This window comes from Shewanella sp. cp20 (genome assembly GCF_000832025.1).
GTDB lineage: Bacteria > Pseudomonadota > Gammaproteobacteria > Enterobacterales > Shewanellaceae > Shewanella.
Genome location: NZ_JPII01000028.1, coordinates 196,605 through 212,287, shown reverse-complemented (window position 1 = coordinate 212,287; position 15,683 = coordinate 196,605). Strand labels below are relative to the sequence as shown.

The 15,683-nt window shown below is 53.5% G+C and carries 17 protein-coding genes; 1 reads left to right on the top strand and 16 read right to left on the bottom strand.

Annotated features, from left to right (window positions below):
* Positions 1-99: 99 nt before the first annotated feature.
* The 9 genes from recO to rpoE all read right to left on the bottom strand — a co-directional run bounded on the left by recO (position 100) and on the right by rpoE (position 8,257).
* Positions 100-795: a DNA repair protein RecO gene (recO, locus tag DB48_RS11135; RefSeq protein WP_041510345.1), complete on the bottom strand. Its 696-nt coding sequence runs from the start codon at positions 793-795 to the stop codon at positions 100-102.
* A gap of 104 nt (positions 796-899) precedes the next feature.
* The gene (gene era / locus DB48_RS11130; RefSeq protein ID WP_041510344.1) at positions 900-1,895 is read right to left on the bottom strand and encodes a GTPase Era; all 996 of its coding nucleotides are present in this window, start codon (positions 1,893-1,895) and stop codon (positions 900-902) included.
* Positions 1,892-2,569 carry a ribonuclease III gene (gene rnc / locus DB48_RS11125; protein ID WP_041510343.1) on the bottom strand — a complete coding sequence of 226 codons (678 nt, stop codon included), beginning with the start codon at positions 2,567-2,569 and terminating at the stop codon, positions 1,892-1,894. The genes era and rnc overlap by 4 nt, the downstream gene beginning before the upstream one ends.
* Positions 2,570-3,487 carry a signal peptidase I gene (gene lepB, locus DB48_RS11120; protein ID WP_041510342.1) on the bottom strand — a complete coding sequence of 306 codons (918 nt, stop codon included), beginning with the start codon at positions 3,485-3,487 and terminating at the stop codon, positions 2,570-2,572.
* 153 nt (positions 3,488-3,640) lie between these two features.
* Positions 3,641-5,431, bottom strand: a complete 1,791-nt coding sequence (gene lepA, locus DB48_RS11115; RefSeq protein ID WP_041510341.1) for a translation elongation factor 4 — start codon at positions 5,429-5,431, stop codon at positions 3,641-3,643.
* Positions 5,432-5,539: 108 nt separating this feature from the next.
* The gene (locus tag DB48_RS11110) at positions 5,540-6,016 is read right to left on the bottom strand and encodes a SoxR reducing system RseC family protein (RefSeq protein ID WP_041510340.1); all 477 of its coding nucleotides are present in this window, start codon (positions 6,014-6,016) and stop codon (positions 5,540-5,542) included.
* Positions 6,017-6,023: 7 nt separating this feature from the next.
* A complete protein-coding gene (locus DB48_RS11105) occupies positions 6,024-6,956 on the bottom strand; it encodes a MucB/RseB C-terminal domain-containing protein (protein ID WP_041510339.1) in 933 nt (310 codons plus the stop codon).
* A 65-nt stretch (positions 6,957-7,021) separates the two neighbouring features.
* Positions 7,022-7,639, bottom strand: a complete 618-nt coding sequence (locus DB48_RS11100; RefSeq protein ID WP_041510338.1) for a sigma-E factor negative regulatory protein — start codon at positions 7,637-7,639, stop codon at positions 7,022-7,024.
* 39 nt (positions 7,640-7,678) lie between these two features.
* Complete coding sequence (gene rpoE / locus DB48_RS11095; RefSeq protein WP_011864852.1) at positions 7,679-8,257, bottom strand: RNA polymerase sigma factor RpoE; 579 nt, start codon at positions 8,255-8,257, stop codon at positions 7,679-7,681.
* 199 nt (positions 8,258-8,456) lie between these two features.
* Between rpoE and nadB the strand changes: the two genes are divergently transcribed.
* Positions 8,457-10,070, top strand: coding sequence for an L-aspartate oxidase (gene nadB, locus DB48_RS11090; RefSeq protein ID WP_041510337.1), 1,614 nt, complete (start codon positions 8,457-8,459; stop codon positions 10,068-10,070).
* A 12-nt stretch (positions 10,071-10,082) separates the two neighbouring features.
* On the opposite strand, the gene DB48_RS11085 is transcribed toward nadB, so the two are convergent.
* From DB48_RS11085 to DB48_RS11055, 7 genes are all read right to left on the bottom strand, one after another.
* On the bottom strand, positions 10,083-10,538 hold the full coding sequence (locus DB48_RS11085) for a protein YgfX (RefSeq protein ID WP_041510336.1): 456 nt from the start codon (positions 10,536-10,538) through the stop codon (positions 10,083-10,085).
* Complete coding sequence (locus DB48_RS11080; protein WP_041510335.1) at positions 10,519-10,758, bottom strand: FAD assembly factor SdhE; 240 nt, start codon at positions 10,756-10,758, stop codon at positions 10,519-10,521. The genes DB48_RS11085 and DB48_RS11080 overlap by 20 nt, the downstream gene beginning before the upstream one ends.
* Positions 10,759-10,834: 76 nt before the next feature.
* Positions 10,835-11,743 (bottom strand): transcriptional activator NhaR, encoded by a 909-nt coding sequence (gene nhaR, locus DB48_RS11075; protein ID WP_041510334.1) that lies wholly within the window; start codon positions 11,741-11,743, stop codon positions 10,835-10,837.
* A 21-nt stretch (positions 11,744-11,764) separates the two neighbouring features.
* Positions 11,765-12,148 carry a hypothetical protein gene (locus DB48_RS11070; RefSeq protein ID WP_041510333.1) on the bottom strand — a complete coding sequence of 128 codons (384 nt, stop codon included), beginning with the start codon at positions 12,146-12,148 and terminating at the stop codon, positions 11,765-11,767.
* Positions 12,145-13,320 carry a Na+/H+ antiporter NhaA gene (gene nhaA, locus DB48_RS11065; RefSeq protein WP_041510332.1) on the bottom strand — a complete coding sequence of 392 codons (1,176 nt, stop codon included), beginning with the start codon at positions 13,318-13,320 and terminating at the stop codon, positions 12,145-12,147. The genes DB48_RS11070 and nhaA overlap by 4 nt, the downstream gene beginning before the upstream one ends.
* Before the next feature lie 306 nt (positions 13,321-13,626).
* The gene (locus tag DB48_RS11060) at positions 13,627-14,478 is read right to left on the bottom strand and encodes a thymidylate synthase (RefSeq protein WP_041510331.1); all 852 of its coding nucleotides are present in this window, start codon (positions 14,476-14,478) and stop codon (positions 13,627-13,629) included.
* A gap of 349 nt (positions 14,479-14,827) precedes the next feature.
* On the bottom strand, positions 14,828-15,622 hold the full coding sequence (locus DB48_RS11055; RefSeq protein WP_041510330.1) for a sulfite exporter TauE/SafE family protein: 795 nt from the start codon (positions 15,620-15,622) through the stop codon (positions 14,828-14,830).
* Positions 15,623-15,683 lie beyond the last annotated feature (61 nt).

Sequence of the window (15,683 nt, the reverse complement as noted above, 5' to 3'; positions counted from 1 at the left end):
CTTTTATATAGAGTAACTATACTTCAAGCCTCATGCCGCGATTTGAACGTGCTCAATTAGAACAAAAATTGTTCTCAAAAGGTCAACAGGCCCTAGCAACTACTTACTGTAGCTCGAAGGCTTGTTGCCTTTTAAGTACAGGGCGCGCGACTTGAGCGGCTTGTCACCCAGCAAGGGCGACAGCAGCTGCCTCATCAGCAACTTGGCCTGTTTAAAGTCGGCCTCATCCAGCTTATCTTCCTCTAAGGCCCGCAGCATCTCGCCGCTAAAATGGTTAGGCTTGGGCCCAAGAGCCGTGCTAAAGCCCTCTTCCGATAAGAGGCGATAGTAGAAGTCGTCTTCGATAGGACTGCCATCGATATCGAGATTCAACGAGGGCATCACACCAAGCTCCTTGAGCAGTGCCAGCTCAAACTGCCTAAGCTGCGCCTCGCTAAAGTCGGCCGCCATGGCCATCAGGGTCTTGTGATAGGTAAAGAAGAACTGCTCAGCACCATGTTCGACCGAAAGGCAGCGCACTAACAGTTCATTGAGATAGAGTCCGGCAAAGCTGTCGCTGCCGCTGAGGGGGACTGCAGGGCTAGCAGCCTCGATCTGATACAGGCTCTTTAGGCTGCTTCGGCCCGACAGCTGAAACAGCAGCGGCTGAAAGGGTTGCAGTATGCTTTTGATAGACGTTTTGCCACTGCCCAGGCGCGCGACGGCATCGACCCGGCCCTGGCCGTCGACCAACAAATTGACCAGCACGCTCGACTCCCGATAGGGACGGGTGTGCAGTACATAGCCCCTGTGCATTGCCCGCTTCCTTAATCCCTGTTTACCAAAAACAATGCTGACAAAAAAGCCGAGACAACCACAACACTAGCGTGACGATCTCGGCTTAACAATAACCTGTCGGCTTAGCTCTCGCCATAGCCTAATGAACGCAGGGCGCGCTCATCATCGGCCCAGCCCGACTTGACCTTAACCCAGACCTCGAGGAACACCTTATTGTCGAACAAGACCTCCATATCCTGGCGCGCCTGGGTCGCAATGGTGCGTATACGTTCACCCTTGTTGCCGATCACCATGCGTTTCTGGGTCTCACGTTCCACCAGGATCAAGGCGTTGATCTGATAGACGCCGTTTTCCATCATCTTAAACTGCTCAATCTCCACCGTGGCGTCGTAGGGCAGCTCGTCGCCGAGGAAACGCATCAACTTCTCGCGTACGATCTCGGAGGCCATAAACTTCTGGGATCTGTCGGTGACATAGTCTTCCGGGAAGTAGTGCGGCGACTCGGGCACAGACTCCAGCGCCAGCTCCATGATGCGCTGCACATTGGTGCCGTGGGTTGCCGAGATCGGCAAGATCTCATCAAATTCAAACTTGGCCGACAACTCCTGCAGATGCGGGAATAGCGCCTCTTTGTCCTTGATGTTATCTACCTTGTTGATCGCCAGAATCGTCTTGCGGCCATCGTCGCGGCTATGGAGCTTCTTCAGTACCATCTCATCGTCGGCGGTCCAGTTGAGACCATCAACCACAAACACCACCAGGCTCACCTCGGCCAGCGAGCTAGAGGCCGCACGGTTCATCAGACGGTTGATGGCGCGCTTCTCTTCGATATGCAGACCAGGAGTGTCGATAAACACCACCTGACGAGGGCCCTCTGTGTGGATCCCCATGATGCGATGACGTGTGGTCTGCGGCTTCTTGGAGGTGATAGAGATCTTCTGACCTAACAGCTTATTGAGCAGGGTGGACTTGCCCACGTTAGGGCGACCGACAATCGCTACCATGCCGCAGTAGGTCACCTCATATTGGCTACCACTGCGACCACTATTCATCCGCGCCAGCAGCTCGTCTAGACTCGGCTCTTGTGCACCTTCTGGCTGCTCGGGTTTATTACTCATTTCTTAATACGCTCCAACACTTCTGCTGCGGCAATCTGCTCCGCCTTTCTGCGGGAATTTGCCACGCCGACAACGGCCTCTTTTAGCTGCTCCACCTTGCACTCTACCGTGAAGGTTTGCGCATGGGCCTCACCGCTGATGTTCACCACGGTATAGACAGGGAGCGGCTGTTTAAATCCCTGCAGGTGCTCCTGCAGCAGGGTCTTGGGATCTTTCTGATTCACCGGCTCGATCACCGCAAGGCGGCTCTTATACCAGTTTAGTACTAAAGCACGGCAAGTCTCGATATCGGCATCCAGATAGATGGCACCGATAATCGCCTCCATGGCATCGGCCAAGATAGACTCGCGGCGAAAACCACCACTCTTGAGTTCACCAGGACCCAGCTTGAGGTAATCGCCGAGCTTGAACTCTTTGGCGACCTCCGCCAGCATCTTGCCGCACACCAGTGTGGCGCGCATCCGGCTCAGATCACCCTCGGTCGCCTTGGGAAACTGATGATACAGGGCGTCTGAGATGACGATTGAGAGGATCGAGTCGCCTAAGAACTCCAGTCTCTCGTTATGTTTGCTGGCCGCACTACGGTGCGTTAACGCCTGCTCTAGCAGCTCAATCTGCTGAAATTGATAGCCTAATGTTCTACCCAAACGCGGTAGATTCTTAATGGGTTCCATCTACACAATTCCGCCTACACGGTTAAAGCGTACGCCGGTCGGCACCCAAGTGGGTAAAAAATCCGACGGCTTGCGCTCAAATTCAAAACTAATCCAGATCGCCACGGCCTTACCCACCAGGTTTGCCTCGGGCACGAAGCCCCAGAAGCGTGAGTCGGTGCTGTTGTCGCGGTTGTCGCCCATCATGAAATACTGGCCCTCGGGCACGATAAACTCGCCCACCGCCAGATTGCCCTCACGGAAATAATAGGAGGTCGGCTCGCCTCGCCCTGGGTTGATCAGGATGTCATGAGTCACCTCGCCCAGCTGCTCCTTGTAACGCAGCAGCGGGATATTATCCTGGGTAAATTCGCCTTGGTTCACACCGACGCGTGCTATCTTCTCAAGCTTAGGACACTCACTCTGCCCCTCGGGACAGGCTTGCTGAAGATAGAGGTCCTTGTTGCGATAGACGATGCGATCGCCCGGCAGGCCGATGACACGCTTGATGTAGTCGATCTGAGGGTTTTCTGGGTATTTAAATACCGCTACGTCACCACGCTGCGGCTTACCCGTCTCGATAAGCTCGCTACGCCACACGGGATCTTTCAGCCCATAGCTAAACTTCTCCACCAGGATGAAGTCGCCCACCAACAGGGTTGGCATCATAGAGCCCGAAGGGATCTGGAAAGGCTCGTAAATAAAAGAGCGGAGGATCAACACGAAAGCGATGACCGGAAAAATAGAACGCGAGGTCTCCACAATAGTCGACTCACGCACGATTTTTTCGGCGCTCTCTTCGCTAATCTCCTGGTTGGCCGCCTGTGCCAGGGCCAGCTTCTGCTGACGCTTAGGCGCTAAGACTAAGGCATCGAACATCCAGATCAGGCCGCTGCCTAGGGTCACCAAGACCAGGATAAGGGAAAAATAAGCTGCCATACGCTAACTAACTCCTGAAAAATGCGCCAGTAAAATAAGGTGTTCATCGCCTGTCTGGCAGGCCATTAGCCCATTTATACTGTAACAAACAAAGCGCCGCAAACCGCGGCGCTCATTATCAATCACTATTAACAATTCTTAACTAAAAAGTGATTACTCATTGATCTTCAACACGGCGAGGAAGGCCTCTTGCGGTACTTCGACGTTACCCACCTGCTTCATGCGCTTCTTACCCTCTTTCTGCTTCTGCAGCAGCTTCTTCTTACGAGAGACGTCGCCGCCGTAACACTTAGCGGTTACGTCTTTACGCAGGGCTTTGACCGATGAACGCGCGATGATCTGGCTGCCCACGGCCGCCTGAATCGCGATATCGAACATCTGTCTTGGGATCAGCTCTTTCATCTTATTCACCAAGGCCAGGCCTTGATAGCGCACGTTTGCCTTGTGAAGGATCATCGCCAGCGCATCGACGCGGTCGCCGTTGATCAACACGTCCAGACGTACCATGTCGGCCGGCTCGAAACGCTTGAAGTTATATTCGAGCGAGGCATAACCACGGCTGGTCGACTTCAAACGGTCGAAGAAGTCCATCACCACCTCGGCCATCGGCATATCGTAGGTGATCGCCACCTGATTGCCGTGGTAAACCATGTTGGTCTGTACGCCACGCTTCTCGACACACAGGGTGATCACGTTACCCAGGTACTCTTTCGGCACCAGGATATTGGTCTCAACGATAGGCTCACGCATCTCTTCGATGTTGTTCATCGGCGGAAGATCCGATGGGTTATCGACGTAGATGGTCTCGCCCTTAGTGGTCACTACCTCATAGACTACCGTCGGCGCAGTGGTGATGAGATCCAGGTTATATTCGCGCTCGAGACGCTCCTGAATGATCTCCATATGCAGCAGACCTAGGTAACCGATGCGGAAACCAAAGCCCAGGGCAGATGAGGTTTCAGGCTCGAAGAAGAGCGACGCATCGTTAAGGCTCAGCTTGTTGAGCGCATCACGGAAGTTCTCGTAGTCGTCGGTCGAGATAGGGAATACACCGGCATAAACCTGAGGCTTCACCTTCTTAAAGCCGGGTAGCGGCTTCTCGGCACCATTCTTGGCCAGGGTCAGGGTATCGCCCACAGGCGCGCCGTGGATCTCCTTGATACCGGCGATCACGAAACCTACTTCGCCCGTCTTCAGCTCGGCAGTATCTGTCTGCTTAGGGGTAAAGATACCGACGCGATCGGCATTATGGGTCTGACCGGTCGACATCACCTTGAACTTGTCACCCTTCTTAAGCACACCATTCTTGATGCGCACCAAGGAAACAACCCCCAGGTAACTGTCGAACCAGGAGTCGATGATCAGCGCCTGCAGCGGCGCATCCGGGTCACCCTCTGGCGGCGGAATTTGCGCCACGATAGTTTCCAGCACGTCGCCGATACCAAGACCCGTCTTAGCCGAGCAGCGCACCGCATCGGCGGCCTCGATACCGACGATATCCTCAATCTCATCGGCAACACGCTCAGGATCAGCCTGGGGAAGGTCAATCTTGTTCAGTACAGGGACCACATCCAGATCCATATCCAGGGCGGTATAACAGTTTGCCAGAGTCTGCGCCTCAACGCCTTGACCGGCATCGACCACCAAGAGCGCGCCTTCACAGGCCGCCAGTGAACGTGACACTTCATAGGAGAAGTCCACGTGACCAGGGGTATCGATAAAGTTCAGCTGGTAAGTTTCACCGTCTTTGGCTTTGTAATCGAGAGTCACACTCTGGGCTTTAATGGTAATGCCGCGCTCGCGCTCGAGATCCATTGAGTCCAATACCTGCGCCGCCATCTCACGATCAGACAGGCCGCCGCACTCTTGAATAAGACGGTCAGAAAGGGTTGATTTGCCATGGTCGATATGGGCAATAATCGAAAAGTTTCTAATATGCTTCATTGTGCGAAATGACTAAACTCGAAATTGAAATTGATCTAAAAGTGCCGAATTGTACCCGATCGCAAAATGAATACCAATTGGAATCCATCGGACAAGGAAAATAATAGGCTAGCTGGCGGAGGAAATACCCGCTATGGTCCGGCCAAGGCGTGACAGAATGACCGGCTGACTGTTAGTCTCCAGAGCTTTAGCCCATCGCCGTCCCAGCCACCAGGCGCTCACCGCCCCACCGGCGCCTAGGGCAATAGCCAGCAGATCGCTGCTCGAAAGCCCCGACAAGCCGGCAAGGAAATGTCCCAATGCGGCGCCGATAAACAGCCCCGCCAGCGGCATGAGGTAGACGATGGCGGCCGCCTTTAAGATCACGCTCTCGGGCAGGCCAAGCTTTAACAGTTCACCCGGCTCATACTGTTCGTCGCTGGGCAGCGAGAATCGCTGCACCTTAGGAGAGAAGGCCTTGGAGACGGCCGAGGTGCCACAGGTATCATTGTTGTCGCAATGATTACAGGCATTTTTCACTTTGACTTCGACCGTAACCCAGCCATCTCCTGGGCACCTGATCACTGTGGCGGTTTCTTCCATCATAGCCTGATTACTCTATGGTGATGCTCTTGGCGATACGGCTCAGGGTCTCCGCCGGCACCTTGCCCACGGCGACCACCTCGGCATTGCCCACCCGCTCGGTCGCCAAAGAGAGTCCGTTGCGGGTCATCAGCTCGTCGGGCAGCGCCGTCTCGCCGGCTCTGGCCACATATACAGAGATATTCACCAGACCATCGCTCAAGGCGATATACTCGACCGCCTCGTGGCTTCCGATAAGTCTGTGATTATCCTTGACTAAGATCTTAAAACCTTGAGGTAACCATTTGAACTGCCAGTTATCGGCCTGCTCTCGCTGGGGCTGAGGCATGATCTCAGGCCACTCCTGCTTATAGGCTTCACGCAGAATCGCCGGTGCATCGTCCAGGACGATCAACTCCACCACCAGCACCTGCTCCAGCAGCTGCTTCTCAAGATTGAGCATGTCGTAGCGCAGCGGCAGATAGGTATCCATATCCAGCCACACCTGATAACTATAGCGGTTATCATCGTTAGGAATGATGCGCACTAGCTGACCGGGACGCCCCGCAAGGCGTGAACGCCCGCCCAAGACAAACTGGTAACCCGACTCGAGATCAGAGATAGAACCGGCAAATGCAGGTGGCAATACCCCTTGAATACGTTCGGCCCTGACACTGTAAGCAGGCTGATCGTGCTCGATAAAGGTAACTGTATTACCCACTCGCACGGCATTCTTCGGCGGGCCATTGAGGTGCTCGAGGAAAGCGACTTCATGGTCATCGACCTTGCCATGAAGATAAACCAGGGGGCGTATATGATCCGCTTGCAGATGGATCAGGGACATCTTGAATTCTTGTCCTTTTAAGGCGAGGCTCATGTTTTCGAGCCAAGCCTTAGCGGACAACTCTTCCTGCGCACTGGCAGGGAAGACGAGGACTAACAGGGCCAACCAAATAAGACGCAAGCTAACTCCTTAATAATACCAATCGACACAAAGAGTATAGTCAGTGTGACCAGTATAAATAGCTTTTAGTGATTAACCGGGATCGGCGTAAGCTCACCATTGTCGTCTATATTGGCACTGTTATTCAATCTTTGCTGCAGCATATGATCTTGAATATAGGTGTTGATGCGATGACGCTGCTCCATCACACGCTCGTTGGTATAACTTTGGTTCTGTTGCACAGGACCTGTCTGCAGGCTCACCGGCGACGCACTGCCAATCAGCGGACGGGTATTGAGCACTGGCATAGGCGCTGCATCTTCGACGCCACCCTGATTATAATTCTGTACACCGATCACGGCGACTAAGGCGACGCTGGCCGCGATGGCATATTGGCCAAACTGCTTAAACAGTGGCACCACACTCGCAAGTCTGTGTTGAGTGGCGTGTTGAGGCGTCACCTCTGGCGTTTCGACACGCTTAGGCACAAGGATACTAGGCTCAAGCTCGATAGCCGCGGCAATGTTGGCACTGAGATCCAGATTGATCGCAGCCGGCAACTCACCACGCATAGCATCACCTATCATGTGATAATCACGCCACTTTTCATGTGAATCCGTATCGGCGGCGAGTTGCGCCAATTCCTGCTCGTCGACTTCACCATCAACGGCAGCGGAAACCCATTCCTGACCTAACTTATCCATTTATCACCCATATAAATTTAGTGTATCGAATAAAATGCTTCATCGTTCCAGCAAAGGCTGTAACTTCTTATCGATGGCTTCACGTGCCCTAAAGATACGTGAACGCACAGTGCCCACAGGACACTCCATCACATTGGCAATCTCTTCATAACTCATCCCATCGAGCTCACGCAAGGAGATGGCCATTTTCAATTCTTCCGGCAAGGTATCGAGCGTATCGAAGACCACTTTCTGAATCTCATCTGACAGCATGAGACGCTCGGGGGAGGCAAACTCCTTTAGCGCATCACTGCCGTCATAATATTCGGCTTCTTCCGCATCGACATCGTTGGCAGGCGCTCGCCTACCCTGTGCCACTAAATGATTTTTCGCGGTATTGACCGCGATGCGATACAACCAAGTATAAAACGCACTCTCACCCCTAAAGTTAGGCAGCGCACGATAAGCTTTAATAAAGGCTTCCTGTGCCACATCTGCCACGTCGGCCTGATTACGCACATAGCGTGCAATCAGGTTAATCACTTTGCTCTGGTATTTATGTACCAGCAGGTTAAAAGCGTTTTTATCTCCTTGTTGCACTCGCTCAACGAGTTGTTGATCACTTATCTGTCCACTCATCCGAGCCGACTACTCCTAAATCTAAAATGCTGATTTCTCAGTCGCTCGAATCATATTCACATATGTAGACTAGCCCACATCGAAAAAGTTCTAAAAAAAATTGCGATATCCACATTTATTTTCTACGGCGAGATCAGTATCCATAAATGGCGTCTTGGTTTACCATAGACAATACTCGCATAACTTACCATGATACCTGATGAAACAAGTAGTTGAACATCAATCTGACGTTTTGGTTATCGGCAGCGGGGCTGCTGGTCTGACTTTAGCGCTACATCTGGCTGAAAAATCAAACGTAATCTTACTCTCCAAGGGCCCACTCAGCGAAGGCTCAACCTACTATGCCCAGGGCGGTATCGCGTCAGTATTCGATGAAGAGGATACCATCGAATCTCATGTTGCCGATACCTTGATCGCCGGCGCCGGGTTATGCGATGAAGAAGTTGTGACCTTTACCGCCGAAAACGCCAAGAGCGCCATGGAGTGGTTGATTCACTGCGGCGTGGCCTTCGACAAAGAAGAAACCGCCGATGGTGACGAGAGCAATGCCCCCTACCACCTAACCCGCGAAGGTGGCCACAGCCACAGACGCATCTTGCACGCGGCCGATGCCACGGGCAAAGAGGTGCAGGTGACCCTTCAGGAGCGCGCCCAGAACCACCCCAATATTAAGGTGCTTGAGCGCTATAACGCCATCGACCTTATTACCACTCGCAAACTCAAGCGCCCCGGCAACCGCGTCCTCGGCGCCTATGTGTGGAACCGTGACGAAGAGCATGTCGAAACCGTTAAGGCTCGCTTCGTTGCCCTAGCCACAGGCGGCAGCTCTAAGGTGTACCAATATACCTCCAATCCGGATATCGCCTCGGGCGATGGCATCGCCATGGCCTGGCGCTCGGGTTGCCGGGTGGCCAACATGGAGTTCAACCAGTTCCACCCCACCTGTCTCTATCACGCCGATGCTCGCAACTTCCTGTTGACCGAGGCCCTGCGTGGCGAAGGCGCCTATCTCAAGCGCCCGGATGGCAGCCGCTTCATGCCTGACTTCGACGAGCGTGGCGAACTGGCACCTCGTGATATCGTGGCTCGCGCCATCGACTATGAGATGAAACGTCTCGGGGTCGATTGCGTCTATCTGGATATCACACATAAACCCGCGGACTTTGTGATTAAGCATTTCCCGACTATCTATAAACGTTGTCTGGAGCTGGGGATAGACATCACCAAGGATGCGATTCCTGTAGTGCCCGCGGCTCACTACACCTGCGGCGGGGTGATGACAGACCTTCATGGTCAGACAGACCTAAACGGCCTCTATGCCATAGGTGAAGTCGCCTATACTGGCCTGCATGGCGCCAACCGCCTGGCCAGCAATTCGCTGCTGGAGTGCCTGGTGTTTGCCCGCGCGGCAGCCGAGGATATTGAGAGCCAGCTCGCCAAGATCCCTATGCCGGGTATGCTGCCCGCCTGGGATGAGAGTAAGGTGTCTAACTCGGATGAAGAGGTTGTGATCGCTCACAACTGGCATGAGCTACGTCTGTTCATGTGGGACTATGTGGGCATAGTTCGCTCAGACAAGCGCCTCGAGCGCGCCCTGCGTCGCTGCGCCATGCTGCAGCAGGAGATCCAGGAGTACTATAGTAACTTCCGGGTAAGTAACAACTTACTCGAGCTACGTAACCTGGTACAGGTGGCCGAGCTGATCATCCGCTGCGCCATGGAGCGCAAGGAGAGTCGCGGGCTGCATTACAATATCGACCATCCCAACAAGACCAATAACCCACTGCCAACCATATTGCATCCTGAGCAATAGCGGCGCCGCGGGTCAGCCAAACCTCAGCAGTAGACGACACAGGTGTCGATAACCTGTGTCGTCAAACATATCCCGCCACAAGATAGCCATGCGCCTCTGCTCCCCCTCATATAGCCAAAACAGCACGACTAAGGGACTGACCCAGACACGGCGATAGCTCAGCCTTGTCTCACCAGATTCTTCAACTTTTGACTCTTGGAGCTGACTATCCAACCTGTCATGGATAAGGCCTATCCTGCCCGATTCATCCAGCCAGAAGGCAAACGACCAGCGACTTAGCGCAATAAACTGATAGAGAAAGAAAGCAATCGTGGCCGTTAACAGACCGTACTTGAAAAGCAGTAACCAGGGGTAGGAGATTGGCGGCCAGGCCAGAAAAGCACTCAGGCACAGGGCCGCGAAACAGACCAGCGAGAGTCGCTGGTCAAAGGAGGCTGTCAGGTGAAAGTTATGGCGCCGCCCGGCCACGAACCTTGATCACCATCTCGGCGAGCTGCGGATCTGGGCAGGCCTCATGGCCCATAAACCAGGCAAACAACTCAGGATCTTCACACTCTAACAGACGAACAAAAACCGTCTTGTCGTCTGAAGACAGCTGTTCATATTGGGTCTCAACAAAGGGTTGAAACAATACATCAAGCTCTAACATGCCCCGTCGGCACGCCCATCTTACTCTGGCTATGTTCATTGGCTCTGACACACAACTACTCCCTTATTTTCGATTGGCGATAGTGTACCAGTTAGGCCGACGGCTTCACACCGTTTTATAGCCGCTCCACCTCGAGATCCTTACCGGCGAAGAGATCGCTAAAATCGGTATCCAAAAGGGACTTTACCGCAGGATGCTGAATCATTCGCTCGGCAAACATCACATGATAAACCTCTTTGATATCATCCGTCTCGCCGAGCAGCTGCATGTCATGGGCGAGAATATCCTGCTTATAGATGGAGGGCGCCACGAAGATCCCCTGCTTGAAGAAGCCAAATGCCTTCATCATGGCGGCATCGTCAAACTCACCGAGTATGGTGACATCCAGGCCATTCTCATCGAACCAGTGATGCAGCTGCTGACCCAGCGAGGTGCGTTTGCCCGGGATCAAGAGTTTGCCCTCCTCCAGACAGGCGGGGAAAGGCTTGTCATAGGTAGTGGATGAGAAAAACGCCACACCGCACTCCCCGAGCTTCTTCGATAAGATCTCCGGATACTTGAGGGATTCACCGGCGCAGTCAGACAAGATCATATCCAGCTTGTGCTCCCTGAGGCGCTCCATCAGACTCTCGTGAGTCGCCTCGTAGCAGGCAAGATGCATAGAGCCGTCACTGGGCACCACAGAGAGCAGCACCCGGCTAGCCAAGGCCTTGGAGAGCGCATCGGCGATCCCCACCTCGAACAAGATATTATTATCCTTTTGATAATTCAGGATATCTAACATCTCGTAGCTCAGGCTAAACATCTTATCGGCGTAGCGAAACACCAGTTCGCCCAACTCTGTGGGCTCCAGGTTGCGCCCCACCCGTTTAAACAGGGTACCGTTGAGACGCTGTTCTAACACGCGGATCTGCCCAGTCACCGTCTGCGGCGTCAAACATAAGGTTTCGGCGGCCTTGGCCACCGAGCCCTTCTTGTGCACCATCCAGAAATAATAGAGATGGTTGTAATTCAGATGCGACATCAAGACTCGCGGCTCTCCTGATTATTTGAGGCGTTGGCAATCCATCATGCTGTACATGATGTCACCCAGCGCCTCTATCGAGTCCACTTTACCGGCCTCGAAGGCCTCGGAGAGTCCCTGCACCAGGCTGTCGCGATCCGGCAGGCGCCCCTCGCAGTAGGTGCGGTTAGCCTCCTCAAAGCGCTTACCGCTGCGATACTTGAGCGCGCGGGACTCATAACCATTACTCTCTAGGCGCTTGCCCATCGCCTTAGGTTTAAACATCAGGGCACCGTCAACCACCCCTTCGAGATAATGCTGACAGGTGACGCTATTGATATCTTTATCGCAGGCCTCAAGCTGGCTGGCATAGGCGCCCCCGGTTAAACCGAATGAGAGCATGAGTGTCACGACGAGTTTTTTCATGATTTTTCTCCTTTCTCTGGAAGCACCTTAGATAACCAAAAATAACCTATCACAGCCGACATGATCGAGCCGGTCAGAATACCAAGCCTCGCCAGATCGCCGTAGACCTCGCCATCGCCGATAAAGGCCAGGGATGAGATAAACATCGACATGGTAAAGCCAATACCACACATCACGGCCACGGGCGCGATATGACGCCAGCCCATGCCCTCAGGCAATGCGGCCAGCTTCAGCTTGACCGCCACGAAGCTAAACAGCAGCACACCGAGCGGCTTACCCAGCAACAGGCCTAGGGCAATACCCACAGGCACGGGCGATAACAGATCCCCCAGGCTCATGCCCGACAGGTCGACCCCGGCATTGGCAAAGGCAAAGATTGGCAGGATGACGAAAGTGCTCCATGGGTGCAGGCTATGCTCTAAATGCTCAGAGGGTGAGCTACCATCTTTGGCCCTAAGCGGAATACAGAAGGCGATGATCACCCCCGCCAGGGTAGCGTGCACCCCAGACTTAAGCACGGCGATCCACAGGATAAGACCCACGACACCATAAGGTGCGAGTGCGGTAACCCCTTTACGATTCAGGCCCACTAAGGCCACAATCGCCAGCGCTGCAACTACCAAGCTAACGGCCGAGAGATCTGTGCTATAGAACATGGCGATAATCACCACCACACCCAAGTCATCTATGATGGCCAGCGCCAGCAGGAAGACCTTCAGCGCCACCGGGACCCGGCTGCCAAGCAAGGCCATGATACCGAGTGCGAAGGCAATATCTGTCGCGGCAGGGATCGCCCAGCCCACCTGAGTCAAGGGGTCTGAATAATTAAAGATCAAGTAAATCGCCGCGGGGAAGATCATGCCACCGATGGCGGCAAAGGTCGGCAGTGATGCCTGTTCGCGGCTCGACAGCGCCCCTTCTAGCAATTCACGCTTCACTTCCAGACCGATCAACATGAAGAACAGGGCCATCAGGCCGTCGTTAATCCAGTGGATCAGCGTCTTATCAATGTCCAGACTGCCCACTCGCACCTGCATCTCAGTGTGTAGGAAGCCTTGATACAGGCCTGATAACGGGGAGTTCGCCATAATCATCGCCAAGATGACGGCGGCCATCAATAAGATGCCACCGGCCGATTCCTGGCTCAGAAAATTTCTAATCGCCTTTTCCATAAATAAACTCCAAAAACACTTAATGTATCGAGTCTAGCGGAATGCAACCTAGCTGAATAATCGTTTGCATCGGCATTATACATCGGTAATTCCGAGGTATTAAGTGTAGTCAGTCAATCGGAAGTAATCAATAGCATGCAGCGCTAACTAGTGGCAGAGGCGACTAAATCCATCCGTGATAGGGATCACAGGCAGATTCAGTTTGAAAGGGAGATTTTTTATGCAGAATAGATTAATAAAACGCGGCGACTCCACAGAAGTCCGCCGCGCTTTACCTCAGAAATTCCTCAGTCTTAAGATTGACCCTTAGACAGAGAAGGGATACTGAATCGCCTCATGATGCTGATAGCCAGTGACCTCGAAATCATCCATGGTCACCCAGGTTTCGAGATCTTCCAGCGACTTGATATCGGGGTTGATATGCAGTTGAGGCGACGGGAACGGCTCACGCTTCAGCTGTACCTCCTGCATCAGCGGGAGCTGGTCTTCATAGATGTGGGCATTGACTATCTTATGATAAGCCTTACCGGGTTTGTGGCCGCTGATCTGCGCCACAATCGCCAACAGGGCAAACACCTGCACCTGATTAAAATTCAGCCCTAGCGGGACATCACAGGAGCGCTGGAAACTGTTGAGGTACAGGGTATCCCCCAGCAGAGAGAAGTTATGGGTATGCATGCAGGGACGTAGGCAGCCCATGTGGAACTCACCGGGATTATAGAAGCTTAAGATCTCGCCGCGGTCATCGACCCCTCTAGAGAGGTTATCGATGATCTTTCTCAGTTGATCCACAGTGCCGCCATCCGGCTTGGCCCAGGCCCTGCCCTGCACCCCGTACACCCGGCCCATATCGTCATGGCCCTTACGGTGTGGGTTATTCAGCCAGGCGCTGTTCTCGTTGGCATTGGCATCCCAGGTCTTGGCACCCAATTTTCGAAAATCGGCGGCATTGTCATAGCCTCTGAGATACCCCAGCAGCTCGGCAATCGCCCCCTTCCAAAAACTCTTGCGTGTGGTGATCAGCGGAAACTGGTTTACGGCCACATCGTATTCCAGATCGGCATTGATCACGGTTAAACAGCGCTTTCCCGTGCGCTCGTTTTCAACCCAGACGCCCTCATTGATGATTCGTTCACATAATGCCAAATACTGTTTCATCTTATCCTACTTATCATTTTTGCTTAGATGCGCCCCGTGGCGCCTGCCTTATTCGAGTCCTAGCCGCGCATTAACCGCCTATCACTAGGGCCTGTTGATCTTTGCCGTTTGTTTTTGCAGCAGTTTGAAGGTGATTTATACAAGGCAGAGCCTGTGTCGTGTAGTCTTCTACACAAACTGGCGATAACGCAGTAGAAATGGCCTACAAACGCTGCCCAACGGGTTCATCTAAACGCGCGCTGCACTTTGTTGTTCGCCATTCACATAGAGTAACTATGCTTCATGGCTCTCGCCTCGCGCAAAACGCGTTTAGATTGAACAAAAATTAAACTTGAAAGATCAACAGGCCCTAGGTGAGGGCTAACTTGATCCCGGTAAAGAATAACATGACGGCGAAGATTTTCTTTAGTCTTGCCGTGGGCCAGACACTGGCCGCCTTCGCCCCCACTGGCGCCGTCAACATAGAGGTACAGACGATACCAAACAGCGCCGGCAGATAGATATAGCCCAGGGTATATTCGGGCAGCCCTTGTGTTCCCCAGCCCGCAAAGACATAACTCAGACTTCCAAACAGGGCGATCATCAACCCGGTCACAGAGGAGAAACCTATGGCGTGACGCATCTGCACGCCACACCAACTCAAAAACGGAATCAGCAAGATGCCGCCACCTATACCCATTAAGGCGGCGATGATGGCGATAAGTCCGGCGGCGATAAACAGATAGGGCGCCGCAGGCAGGCTACGCTCCCCCTCGGCTGCCTTAAAAGGAAACACCATCTGCAGCGCCATCAGCACCACGAAACCGGCAAACACCTGCTTGAGCAGCTGGGCAGAAAACAGCGACGAGATAAATCCAGCCGACAGGGCGCCGACGATTAAACCGGGCAGCATAATGGTCAGTAGGTGCCAGGGCACATTGCCGCGGGCGTGATGTGCCCGGGCCGACGAGAGCGAGGTTAAGATGATCGCCGCCAGCGAGGTGGCGATGGCCACATGGGTAAGATGTTCAGGCACCACGCCCGCCATGGGCAGAAGAAACAGCAAGACGGGAACGGCTATCACGCCACCACCTATGCCCAACAGACCCGCCATAAAGCCGATGAAGGCCCCGAGGGCAATACAACTGACAACTATGGTGAACATGAAACCTCTAAGGCGCCGGCAAAAGAAGGCACTAGCTTAATGGAAATATCCACAGATTGAA

What these genes read in the sequence shown, in the direction of transcription:
- era (WP_041510344.1), bottom strand. Translation starts at nt 1,895, where the DNA reads ATGAGTAATAAACCCGAGCAGCCAGAAGGTGCACAAGAGCCGAGTCTA.
- nhaR (WP_041510334.1), bottom strand. Translation starts at nt 11,743, where the DNA reads ATGTCGCATCTGAATTACAACCATCTCTATTATTTCTGGATGGTGCAC.
- rnc (WP_041510343.1), bottom strand. Translation starts at nt 2,569, where the DNA reads ATGGAACCCATTAAGAATCTACCGCGTTTGGGTAGAACATTAGGCTAT.
- lepA (WP_041510341.1), bottom strand. Translation starts at nt 5,431, where the DNA reads ATGAAGCATATTAGAAACTTTTCGATTATTGCCCATATCGACCATGGC.
- DB48_RS11100 (WP_041510338.1), bottom strand. Translation starts at nt 7,639, where the DNA reads ATGGATAAGTTAGGTCAGGAATGGGTTTCCGCTGCCGTTGATGGTGAA.
- nhaA (WP_041510332.1), bottom strand. Translation starts at nt 13,320, where the DNA reads ATGGAAAAGGCGATTAGAAATTTTCTGAGCCAGGAATCGGCCGGTGGC.
- nadB (WP_041510337.1), top strand. Translation starts at nt 8,457, where the DNA reads ATGAAACAAGTAGTTGAACATCAATCTGACGTTTTGGTTATCGGCAGC.
- rpoE (WP_011864852.1), bottom strand. Translation starts at nt 8,257, where the DNA reads ATGAGTGGACAGATAAGTGATCAACAACTCGTTGAGCGAGTGCAACAA.
- DB48_RS11070 (WP_041510333.1), bottom strand. Translation starts at nt 12,148, where the DNA reads ATGAAAAAACTCGTCGTGACACTCATGCTCTCATTCGGTTTAACCGGG.
- lepB (WP_041510342.1), bottom strand. Translation starts at nt 3,487, where the DNA reads ATGGCAGCTTATTTTTCCCTTATCCTGGTCTTGGTGACCCTAGGCAGC.
- DB48_RS11060 (WP_041510331.1), bottom strand. Translation starts at nt 14,478, where the DNA reads ATGAAACAGTATTTGGCATTATGTGAACGAATCATCAATGAGGGCGTC.
- DB48_RS11110 (WP_041510340.1), bottom strand. Translation starts at nt 6,016, where the DNA reads ATGATGGAAGAAACCGCCACAGTGATCAGGTGCCCAGGAGATGGCTGG.
- recO (WP_041510345.1), bottom strand. Translation starts at nt 795, where the DNA reads ATGCACAGGGGCTATGTACTGCACACCCGTCCCTATCGGGAGTCGAGC.
- DB48_RS11080 (WP_041510335.1), bottom strand. Translation starts at nt 10,758, where the DNA reads ATGAACATAGCCAGAGTAAGATGGGCGTGCCGACGGGGCATGTTAGAG.
- DB48_RS11055 (WP_041510330.1), bottom strand. Translation starts at nt 15,622, where the DNA reads ATGTTCACCATAGTTGTCAGTTGTATTGCCCTCGGGGCCTTCATCGGC.